Raw genomic sequence first — 11083 nt, 5'->3', positions numbered from 1 at the left:
AGGGTCATCGAGCATGCTCGGCAGGTTAACAGCTGAACTTGCCGTTTACAAGACCCAAATAAAAATGCCGTTCAGTCTTAACTGAACGGCATTACCGCAATGGGGCTTTTTTTATTTTCAAATAAACACCATTTACAAATAAGTTGTATAGACAACTAAAATGGATAATAGGTTAAAGTTTCTAATATTTAATTAATTGCTGCAATGCAAAATAAATTTCCAGCACTGCGTCCAGCCCGGAGAATGACTGGGCTGTGAGTGGAAGTGGCTGAAAAATTATCTGTTAATCATGACTTTTCGGTGCTGGATTTACGCTTGTGCCCGAATCTGGAAAATATTGTCATGTATCAACTAACTGTAAAAATTTCAATTTTTTGATTTCGCTTTTTTCGATCTTTATAGTAGGAAAACACATGTGTGCAGATGAGGTAGCACATTCAGTATCTTCCATAAGTATCTAATTTATCGATATATTTTTATTTGAGACTCCTTCAACGATATGCGCTAAGTCCTTAATTTCATTAACAAAATTCCTGTTTTGCCAATCGGAAACCGCTTGACCACTATCTTTGCTTACTCTAAAGTGGGCAACTGTGTGAAAAAGTGTGTTTTTGTGGGAATTTTTCCCTCTGCAGCGCGATACGACGGTGTCGCAAACCAAGCTCAAAAAGGTCTTCCGTGTTTCAAGGCGCGTCCGCAATCAATCTCGATGCCAAAGGCAGGATGTCTATCCCCGCCAAGCACCGTGACGCGCTGTCGATACAATGCGAAGGCCGTCTGACCCTGACCAAACACCCCGATGGCTGCCTGCTGTTTTTCCCCCGTCCCGTGTGGGAAAGCCACCGCCAGCAAATCGCCGCCTGGCCCATGTCGGCGCGCGCCTGGCAGCGCATCTTCCTTGGCAACGCCGTTGACGTCGAGCTGGACTCGGCTGGCCGCGTGCTGATCTCGCCTGAATTGCGCAACGCCGTAGGCTTGTCGCGCGAAGTGATGATGATGGGCATGGGCAGCCACTTTGAAATATGGGACGCCGCCCGACTGGCCGAGCAAGAACAGCAGGCCATCGCCGGCGGCACACCCGATGTACTTTCCAATTTTTCTTTCTAAGGCTCCGTAATGACACTACTCACGGTGCCGGAATTTCAGCATCGCACGGTGCTGCTCGATGAAGCGGTCGATGCGCTCGACCTGTCGGGCGACCGCGCGCACGGCATTTATGTCGATGGCACGTTTGGCCGCGGTGGCCACAGCCGCTTGATCCTGTCGCGTCTGGCCAGCGACGCACGCCTGATCGGCTTCGACAAGGACTTGCAAGCCATCGCCACCGCCGAACAGATAGCCGACCCGCGTTTTGAAATCGTCCATGACAGCTTTGCCACCATGACGGCCAGCCTGGCCGCGCATGGCGTGCAGCAGGTGGACGGCATCCTGCTCGACCTGGGCATCTCTTCGCCGCAGGTCGACGATGCGGCGCGCGGTTTCAGCTTCCGCAACGACGGACCGCTGGACATGCGCATGGATACCACGCGCGGCATTTCCGCAGCCGAGTGGCTGGCCGTGGAAACCGAGCAGAATTTAGAAAAGGTGATACGCGATTATGGGGAAGAACGGTTTGCTTTTCAGATTGCAAAGGCGATTGTTGCTGGCCGGGCAGTCCAGCCAATTTCAAGCACACGACAGCTTGCCAGCATCGTGGCAGGCGCCGTCAAGACCCGCGAGAAGGGTAAGGACCCCGCTACCCGCACCTTTCAGGCCATACGCATTTTCATTAACAAAGAGCTCGAGGATCTCGAGATCGGCTTGAACCAGGCGTATGCCAGCCTGGCGCCCGGCGCGCGCATGGCCGTGATCAGCTTTCACTCGCTGGAAGACCGCATGGTCAAGCGCTTTTTCGCCTCGAAGGCGAACGTGGAGCAGCCTGACCGCCGCCTGCCGATCCGCGCAGTGGACTTGCCGCAGCCTGAAATGAAGCTGATTTCGAAGATGAAGCCGTCCGGCGCCGAGATTGAAGCCAATCCGCGTTCGCGTTCGGCCGTGATGCGCGTGGCGCAGCGATTGCCGCTGGCCGCAGCTGCCAAGGATGGCGCGCGATGACTGGCAAGCTGTGCGTCGTGCTGTCGGCCCTGCTGGTCGTATGCGGCCTGTCGCATGTGAATGCGCAGTACCAGTCGCGCCATTTGCTGATCGACCTGGACCGCGCGCAGCAGTTGTCGCGCCAGCTTGACATCGACTGGGCGCAGCTGCAGCTGGACCAGTCCACCTTGGGCAAGCATGAACGTATCGAAGCGATTGCACGGCGCGACCTGAGCATGACGCCGCTGACGGCGTCGCGCACGCAATATCTGACGGAGGGCGAGTAATGAAGTTGGGTGGTAACAGCAACGGCCGGGTGGCAGCGTCGAAAGGCGTGCCATTCTCGAAGAACCCTGTACTGGCGGTACGCCTGCCCGTATGGCGTTCGCGCGTCGTGCTGTTCCTGCTGTTCTTCTCCTTCGTCGGCCTGGGCGCGCGCGCCATGTGGCTGCAGGGCGTATCGACGCAGTTCCTGCAAAAGCAGGGCGCCGCCCGCTATGAGCGCACCCTCGATTTGCCGGCCACGCGCGGCAAGATCACCGACCGCAATGGCCAGGTACTGGCGTCGTCCGTGCCGGTAAAAGCCATCTGGGCGATTCCTGAGGATGTGCTGCAGGCGCCACCTGAAAAAATCAATGCGCTCGCTGCCTTGCTGGAAATGAACGTCACGGAATTGCGCAAGAAGCTAGATTCCGACCGCAGCTTTGTGTACCTGAAGCGCCAGGTCGAGATGGACGTGGCCGACAAGATCGCCAAACTGCGCATCGGCGGTATCGACGAGCGCAAGGAATACAAGCGCTATTATCCGCAGGGCGAAGTCATGACCCATCTGGTCGGCTTCACCAATGTGGAAGACGTGGGCCAGGAAAGCATGGAACTGGCGCAGCAGAAAACCCTGGCGGGCAGCGATGGCAGCCGCCGCGTGATCAAGGACCGCCTGGGCCATATCGTCGAAGACATCGGTTTTATCCACGAACCGCACGATGGCAAGGACCTGACCCTGTCGGTCGACAGCAAGATACAGTACATCGCCTACACGCAGCTGAAAGAAGCGGTACAAAAATTCAACGCCAAGGCGGGCGGCGCCGTGGTGCTGGACGTGCATACGGGCGAAGTGCTGGCTCTGGCCAACTACCCCAGCTACGACCCGAATGACAGGCGCACCCTGACCGGCCAGCAATTGCGTAACCGCGTGATGACCGATACCTTCGAGCCGGGTTCGACCCTGAAGCCGTTCACGGTGGCGCTGGCGCTCGACGAGGGCCGTATCAAGCCGACCACCCTGATCGACACGGGCAAGGGCCGTTACACGATTGCCGACCGCACCATTACCGACACCTCGGCGCATGGCGTCATCAGCGCCTCGGAAGTGATTGAAATGTCGTCCAATATCGGCGCTTCGAAGATCGCGCTGAGCATGCCGGCGCAAGATATGTGGGAAATGTTTACCAAGGTGGGCTTCGGCCAGCAGCCGAAATGGGGTTTCCCCGGCGCCGTGGCAGGCCGCGTGCGTCCGTATAAATCGTGGCGTCCGGTGGAACAGGCGACCATGAGCTACGGTAACGGCATCTCGGTCTCGCTGATCCAGCTGGCACGCGCCTACATGATGTTTGCGCGTAATGGCGACACGATTCCGCTGTCGTTCCAGAAGGTCACCGAAGCGCCGGTAGGCCAGCAAATCATCAAGCCGCAAACCGCCGCCGACATGCGCGCCATGCTCGAACTGGTGGTGTCGGGCCCGCATGGTTCGGCCAAGCGGGCGCAGGTCGCCGGCTACCGCGTGGGCGGCAAGACGGGGACAGCTTACAAGGTTGAAAACGGCAAGTACGCGATGCCGCGCAAATATATCGGTTCCTTCGTTGGTCTGGCGCCATTGTCGGCGCCGCGCTTCATCATTGCGGTGATGATCGATGAACCGACGGGCCTTTACCATTACGGCGGCCAGGTTGCCGCCCCTGCGTTCGCGGCGATTGCGACCAACGCGCTGCGCGCAGCGAACGTGCCGCCCGATTCTTCCGTTACCGAAATCGTGGTCCCCGCCAATGGCGGTCCGGAGGCCATGTGAAGTCACTCATGACCATACAAGACATCAGTTTGTGGATCAAGGCAGCTGCGCCCTCGGGGCAGCTGACATCCGACTCGCGCCGCGTACAGCGCGGCGACGTGTTTTTCGCCTATGCAGGCGCGACGCATTTTATTCAAGCCGCCATCGCCCAGGGCGCGGCCGCCATCGTGTATGACGATGCCGGCTTTGCCTGGGATGCCAGCTGGGACGTGCCGCAACTGGCCGTGGCCGGCCTGAAAACCCAGGCCGGCCCCATCGCGCATGCGGTGTACGGCATGCCCGACAGCGCCATGTTCAGCGCCGGCGTGACGGGTACGAATGGAAAAACCTCCTGCGCACTGTGGCTGGCGCAGGCGCTCGCGCATCTGGGCGAGACGTCGTCCGTGATCGGCACCCTGGGCGTCGGCCTGTGCAAGCCGCGCGGCGAAATCGAATTTGACGTGACCGGCTACACCACGCCAGACGCCGTGCTGCTGGCGCGCAAACTGGCGGCCATGCGCGACGCCGGCGCGCAGGCGGTGGCGATTGAAGTATCGTCGATCGGCCTGGACCAGCAGCGCGCGGCCGGCATGCATTTCGATGTGGCGATGTTTACCAATCTGACGCGCGACCACCTGGACTACCATGGTGACATGGCAGCCTACGAGGCGGCCAAGGTCAAGCTGTTCGACTGGCCGGGCCTGAAGACGGCCGTGATCAACCTCGACGACGCCATGGGTTTGCGTTTGGCGGGGCACGTGGCGGGCAAGCTGACGGGCGAGATTCCCGTGATTGGCTACACCCTGCAAGACGCTGCGCTGGTACCGGACCTGCCGGGCGTGCTGACACTGCGCGCCAGCCAGTTCCGCAGCCGTAACGCCGGCACCGACTTCCACCTGGAATGCCCACTGGGCGTGGCGCTGGTCAAGACGCAGCTGATCGGCCACTTCAATATCAGCAATGCACTGGCCGTGCTGGGCGCCTTGCTGGCGCACGGCACCGGTTTGCGCGCGGCTATCGACGGCATCGAATCCTTGCTGCCGGCCCCCGGCCGCATGCAGCAGGTGGGCGGTCAGGAAGCGCCGACGGTGGTGATCGACTACGCCCATACGCCCGACGCACTGGAAAAAACACTGGCAGCCTTGCGGCAAGTAGCGCAGGAGCGCGGTGGCGAGTTGTGGTGCGTGTTTGGCTGCGGCGGCGACCGCGATCCGGGCAAGCGTCCGCAAATGGGCGCCATTGCCCAGCTGGCCGACCATGTGCTGGTCACCAGCGACAATCCGCGCAGCGAAGACCCGCACGCCATCATCAGCCAGATCGTGGCCGGCATGCGTAGCGAAGGCCCGCAGCCGCAAGCGATTGAAGACCGCGCTGCCGCCATTCTGTCGGCCATCAAGCATGCCGCCAAGCCGGACGTGATCCTGTTGGCAGGCAAGGGCCATGAACCGTACCAGGAAATCAAGGGCAAGAAACTGCCGTTCTCGGATGCCGACCATGCGCAGCTGGCCCTGTCGGCGCGCCTGACCATGATGAGGACGAATTGATGATGCACGCTACCCTATCCGAATTGCTGCCATCGCTGGACGGCGCCCGCCTGACGGGCGATGCCGGCCGCGCGTTTGCCGGCGTGTCGACCGATAGCCGCAGCGCGCCTGTCGGTTCGCTGTTTGTTGCCCTGCGCGGTGAGAGTTTTGACGCCCACGATTTCTTGACACAAGTCGCAGACAAGGGCGTGGCCGCAGTGGTGGTCGAGCATTTGCCGGAGGGCTGGGACAGCAGCAAAGTGCCGGCCATCGTGGTGGCCGATACGCTGGTGGCGCTGGGCCGCATCGCCAACGCCTGGCGCCGCCGTTTCAGCCTGCCCGTGATCGGCGTCACCGGCAGCAATGGCAAGACCACCGTCAAGGAGATGATTTCTTCTATCCTGGCGGCCGCCTTTGGCGAGGAAGGCCGCCTGGCCACGCGCGGTAATCTGAATAATGAAATCGGCGTGCCGCTGACCCTGTTCCGCCTCGATGGCAGCCACCAGGCGGCCGTGATTGAAATGGGCATGAACCACGCCGGCGAAATCGGCCGCCTGGCAGCGATTGCCGCGCCTACCCTGGCGATGGTGAACAACGCCCAGCGTGAGCACCAGGAATTCATGCATACCGTGGAAGCGGTGGCGCGCGAGAATGGCGCCGCGTTGTCAGCCTTGGCGGTGGACGGCGTGGCGGTCTTCCCGCACGGCGACGAATTTACGCCGCTGTGGCGCGCGCTGGCCGGCGCGCGCCGCGTGATCAGCTTTGGCCTGGTCAAAGAGGCGGACGTGAGCTGCACGCATCGCGCAGCAGAAGACTTTGGCAGCGACTTGTTCATCAGCGTGCGTGACGAGGATGGCGGCGTGCGCCAGTTCTTCGTCGCCCTGCAGGCGGCAGGCGAGCACAATGTGCGCAATGCGCTGGCGGCGGCGGCATGCGCCATCGGCGCCGGCATCAGCCTTGAACAGATCAAGCAGGGCCTGGAAGCGTTCGCGCCAGTGGCGGGACGCCTGCAGAAAAAACGCGCGGCCAATGGCGCCACCATCATCGATGACACGTATAACGCCAATCCGGATTCGGTGCGGGCGGCCATCGATGTATTGGCGGCCAGCGCCGCACCACGCATCCTGGTACTTGGCGAGATGGGCGAAGTCGGTACGCAGGGGCAGCAGTTCCACGAAGAGATCGGCGCCTACGCGGCCGCCAAAGGCATAGAACATGTGCTGGCGACGGGCGGCTTGACGCGCTATGCAGTCAATGCGGTCAAGGCCGGCGCAAGCCTGGACTCGGGCACGGTCGTGGAGTATTTCGAACAGTTCGACGGTTTGCTGGCGGCGCTCGATGCGCATCTGGCTGGCCGCTCGGATGCAACAGTATTAATCAAGGGCTCCCGTTTCATGAGGATGGAACGGGCCGTGCAGCATTTGATTGGTTCAAATAACAGTAACAAGGAAGCTCACTAATCATGCTGCTCTGGCTCGCTCAGTATTTCCAGGACACTATTGGCCCGCTGCGGGTCTTTAACTTCATCACGTTCCGCGCCGTGTTCGCGACCCTGACGGCCATCCTGATCGGCCTGTGCGCCGGTCCGGCCGTGATCCGCATGCTGACCCGCATGAAGGTCGGCCAGGCCGTGCGTACCGATGGTCCGCAAACGCATCTGAAAAAACACGGCACGCCGACCATGGGCGGTGTGCTGATCCTGATCGCCATCGGTGTTTCCACCCTGCTGTGGGCCGATCTGTCGAACCGTTTCATCTGGCCCGTGCTGATTGTCACCCTGGGCTTTGGCGCCGTTGGCTGGGCCGATGACTACCGCAAGGTGGTGCATCAAGACCCTGAAGGCATGCGCTCGCGCGAAAAATACTTCTGGCAGTCGCTGATCGGCATCGTCGCCGCCTTTTACCTGGCGTTTTCCGTTTCGATCTCCGAGCCGAACGCAGGCCAGGTATGGAATCTGATCTACGCCTGGGTGCAGTCGGGCTTTGCGATGGACTTGCCGCCGAAGGCCGACCTGATCGTGCCCTTCTTTAAAACCATCAGCTATCCGCTGGGCGTGTGGGGCTTCATTGCTTTGACTTATTGCGTCATCGTCGGCACCAGCAATGCTGTCAATTTCACCGATGGTCTCGATGGTCTGGCCATCATGCCGACCGTGATGGTGGGTACGGCTCTGGGCCTGTTCGCCTATTTGACCGGCAACGCGACCTATGCGCGCTACCTGTTCATTCCGCACATTCCGGGCGCCGGCGAACTGGTGATTTTCTGCGGCGCGCTGGCTGGTTCCGGCCTGGCCTTCCTCTGGTATAACACGCACCCCGCCAAAGTCTTCATGGGCGACGTGGGCGCGCTGGCCCTGGGCGGCGCCCTGGGCACCATCGCTGTGATCGTACGCCAGGAAATTGTGCTGTTCATCATGGGTGGCATCTTCGTGGTCGAAACCTTGTCTGTGATCATCCAGGTGGTCTGGTTCAAGTACACCAAGAAGCGTTATGGCGTGGGCCGCCGCGTTTTCCTGATGGCGCCCTTGCACCACCATTTTGAACAAAAAGGCTGGAAAGAGACGCAAGTGGTTGTGCGTTTCTGGATCATCACCATGATGTTGGTCCTGCTGGGACTGACTACTTTGAAGCTGCGTTAATGGATGCCGCCGTGAAGATGTACGACGCTAAAACTGCACTGGTGCTCGGTCTCGGAGAGTCGGGACTGGCGATGGCCCTGTGGCTGGCCCGCAGCGGCGCTGCCGTGCGCGTGGCCGACACGCGCCAGGCGCCCGAGCGCCTGGGCGCGTTGCAGGCGGCCGTGCCGCAGGCGCAATTTTTTGCGGGTCCCTTCAGCGCTGATTTGCTCGATGGCGTGGACTTTGTCGCCGTCAGCCCCGGCTTGGCGCCGCAGCGCGAACTGGCGGAGATCGCGCCAGCCGCTGCAGAGAAAAACATCCCCGTATGGGGCGAGATCGAACTGTTCGCGCAAGCGCTGGCAGCGCTGAAAGCGCAACGCGGCTACGCGCCGAAAGTCATCGCCATCACGGGCACCAATGGCAAGACCACGGTCACCAGCCTGGTGGGCCTGCTGTGCGAACGCGCGGGCTTGTCGGTGCGCGTGGCCGGCAATATCAGCCCGGCCGCACTGGATGTGCTGCGCGAGGTGCTCGACGCCGAGCCGGCGCCAGTAGCAGTGGTGGAAGAAGAGGGCGCCGAGCCTGCCGAACCGGCCGCCAGCACCTTGCCGCAAGCATGGGTGCTGGAGTTGTCCAGCTTCCAGCTGCACACCACCTTCAGCCTGCAAGCCGATGCGGCTACTGTGCTGAACCTGTCGCAGGATCACTTGGACTGGCATGGCGACATGGCTGCCTACGGCCAGGACAAGGCGCGCATCTTTGGCACCGATACCGTGCGCGTGCTGAACCGCGACGATGCAGCGGTCATGCGCATGGCCGATCCACTGGGCGAGACGGTCACTTTCGGCACGGGCGAGCCGGTGGAGGCCGACAGCTTTGGCCTGGTCAATGAGCGCGGCATTTTCTGGCTGTCGCAAGCCGTGCCCAGCGAAGAAGTGATCGAGAAAAAACGCCGCAAGAATGATCCGGCGCCGGAACCGGTGCCTACCCTGGCGAAAAAACTGATGCCGGCCGACGCGCTGAAAATCCGCGGCCAGCACAATGCCTCGAACGCGCTGGCGGCGCTGGCCCTGTGCCGCGCCATCGGCCTGCCATTCGCGCCGTTGCTGCATGGGGTGCGTGAATACCAGGGCGAGCCGCACCGCGTGGAACTGATCACGGCCGTCAATGACGTCGAATACTACGATGACAGCAAGGGCACCAACGTGGGCGCCACGGTGGCTGCCCTGTACGGCCTGGGCAAGGCCTTCGGCGGTGCAGAGCAGCGGCTGGTGCTGATCGCCGGCGGCGATGGCAAGGGCCAGGATTTCTCGCCGTTGGCTGAACCCGTGTCGCGCTATGTGCGCGCCGTGGTGCTGATCGGCCGCGATGCACCGGCCTTGCGCGCGGCCCTGGAGCCGGCCGGCGTGGAGCTGTTTGATTGCGTCACCTTGCCAGAGGCGGTCAAGCGCGCCAGCGCACTGGCGCAAGCCCATGATGCAGTCCTGCTGTCGCCAGCGTGCGCCAGCCTGGACATGTTCAAGAACTATGCGCATCGCGCACAGGTGTTTGTCGACGCCGTGCGCGACATCGCCCTGGAAAACGGACAGGATATCTGATGGCCTTCCAGCTGCCTTTCGGTTTCGGTACCCCATCGGCTGGCAAGCCGCTCGATAGCCGCGCGCGGCAGTCGAAGATGATGGAGTACGACAAGCCGCTGGTGTGGGTGGTGCTGCTGCTGATGTTGCTGGGCATGGTGATGGTGTATTCGGCCTCGATCTCGCTGTCCGATGCGCGCAAGTTCGCTGCCTATACCAACAATTATTTTGTCGTCCGCCAGGCCCTGTTCATCGCCATTTCGGTAGTCGTCAGCGCACTGGTGTTCCGCATCCGCGTCTCGACCTGGCAAAAAATGGCGCCCTGGCTGTTCATCGGCACCCTGGTGCTGCTGGTAATGGTGCTGGTGCCGGGCCTGGGCGTGTCCGTCAACGGCGGCCGCCGCTGGTTGAATTTACCGGGTTTGCGCCCGCAGCCGTCCGAACTGATGAAGGTGGTGATGGTGCTGTACGCGGCCGATTACACGGTGCGCAAGCAGGAATACATGCACAAGCTGACCAAGGGCTTCATGCCGATGGCGCTGGCGGTCAGCTTTGTCGGCTTGCTGCTGCTGATGGAACCCGATCTGGGCGCTTTCGGCGTGATCGTCTGCATCGCCATGGGCATTCTGTTCCTGGGCGGCGTGAACGCCATCTGGTTCGGCGGCATCGGCGCCATGCTGACGGCGATTTTCGTGACCATCATCGCCTTGTCGAAATTCCGCCGTGAGCGGTTTTTTGCTTATCTCGATCCGTGGCAGGAAGACAATGCGCTGAACAAGGCATATCAGCTGACGCACTCGCTGATCGCCTTCGGCCGTGGTGAGATATTCGGCGTAGGCCTGGGTGGCAGCGTGGAAAAGCTGCATTACCTGCCCGAAGCGCATACCGACTTTTTGCTGGCCGTGATCGGCGAAGAACTGGGCCTGGTCGGCGTGCTGATCGTGATCGGCATGTTTTACTGGATCATCAAGCGCGCCTTCGACATCGGCCGCCAGGCGATCGCCATCGACCAGACCTTTGCCGGCCTGACCGCCAAGGGCATCGCCATCTGGATCGGCGTGCAGACGTTTATCAATATGGGCGTGAACCTGGGCCTGTTGCCAACCAAAGGCCTGACCTTGCCTTTGATGAGTTATGGCGGCACGGGTGTGCTGATCAACTGTATCGGCCTGGCGATTTTGCTGCGCATCGATTATGAAAACCGGATCCTGATGCGCGGAGGCCGGCTATGACTGACGTAAAGACTGTG

Annotated in this window: 9 protein-coding genes; all 9 read left to right on the top strand. The window is 61.1% G+C overall.

What is annotated here, in order from left to right:
- Positions 1-678: 678 nt before the first annotated feature.
- From mraZ to ftsW, 9 genes are read left to right on the top strand one after another with little or no spacing between them, the layout of a single operon-like run.
- Positions 679-1107 (top strand): division/cell wall cluster transcriptional repressor MraZ, encoded by a 429-nt coding sequence (mraZ, locus tag HDE72_RS26280; RefSeq protein WP_183748259.1) that lies wholly within the window; start codon positions 679-681, stop codon positions 1105-1107.
- A gap of 9 nt (positions 1108-1116) precedes the next feature.
- Positions 1117-2094, top strand: coding sequence for a 16S rRNA (cytosine(1402)-N(4))-methyltransferase RsmH (gene rsmH, locus HDE72_RS26275; RefSeq protein ID WP_183748257.1), 978 nt, complete (start codon positions 1117-1119; stop codon positions 2092-2094).
- Positions 2091-2360 carry a cell division protein FtsL gene (gene ftsL, locus HDE72_RS26270; RefSeq protein WP_183748256.1) on the top strand — a complete coding sequence of 90 codons (270 nt, stop codon included), beginning with the start codon at positions 2091-2093 and terminating at the stop codon, positions 2358-2360. The genes rsmH and ftsL overlap by 4 nt, the downstream gene beginning before the upstream one ends.
- Complete coding sequence (locus HDE72_RS26265; protein WP_183748254.1) at positions 2360-4138, top strand: peptidoglycan D,D-transpeptidase FtsI family protein; 1779 nt, start codon at positions 2360-2362, stop codon at positions 4136-4138. Before ftsL ends, HDE72_RS26265 begins: the two co-directional genes overlap by 1 nt.
- An 8-nt stretch (positions 4139-4146) precedes the next feature.
- Positions 4147-5661, top strand: coding sequence for a UDP-N-acetylmuramoyl-L-alanyl-D-glutamate--2,6-diaminopimelate ligase (locus HDE72_RS26260; protein WP_183748252.1), 1515 nt, complete (start codon positions 4147-4149; stop codon positions 5659-5661).
- 2 nt (positions 5662-5663) lie between these two features.
- Entirely contained in the window at positions 5664-7100 is a 1437-nt protein-coding gene (locus tag HDE72_RS26255; protein WP_183748271.1) for a UDP-N-acetylmuramoyl-tripeptide--D-alanyl-D-alanine ligase, read from the top strand.
- A gap of 2 nt (positions 7101-7102) precedes the next feature.
- On the top strand, positions 7103-8278 hold the full coding sequence (mraY, locus tag HDE72_RS26250) for a phospho-N-acetylmuramoyl-pentapeptide-transferase (RefSeq protein ID WP_183748250.1): 1176 nt from the start codon (positions 7103-7105) through the stop codon (positions 8276-8278).
- Between the two features lie 17 nt (positions 8279-8295).
- Complete coding sequence (gene murD, locus HDE72_RS26245; RefSeq protein ID WP_183748269.1) at positions 8296-9855, top strand: UDP-N-acetylmuramoyl-L-alanine--D-glutamate ligase; 1560 nt, start codon at positions 8296-8298, stop codon at positions 9853-9855.
- Positions 9855-11066 (top strand): putative lipid II flippase FtsW, encoded by a 1212-nt coding sequence (ftsW, locus tag HDE72_RS26240; RefSeq protein ID WP_183748248.1) that lies wholly within the window; start codon positions 9855-9857, stop codon positions 11064-11066. The genes murD and ftsW overlap by 1 nt, the downstream gene beginning before the upstream one ends.
- The last annotated feature ends 17 nt before the right edge of the window (positions 11067-11083 follow it).

Source organism: Janthinobacterium saanense, assembly GCF_014200675.1.
GTDB lineage: Bacteria > Pseudomonadota > Gammaproteobacteria > Burkholderiales > Burkholderiaceae_D > Janthinobacterium.
This window is presented reverse-complemented; position numbering and strand designations above follow the sequence as displayed.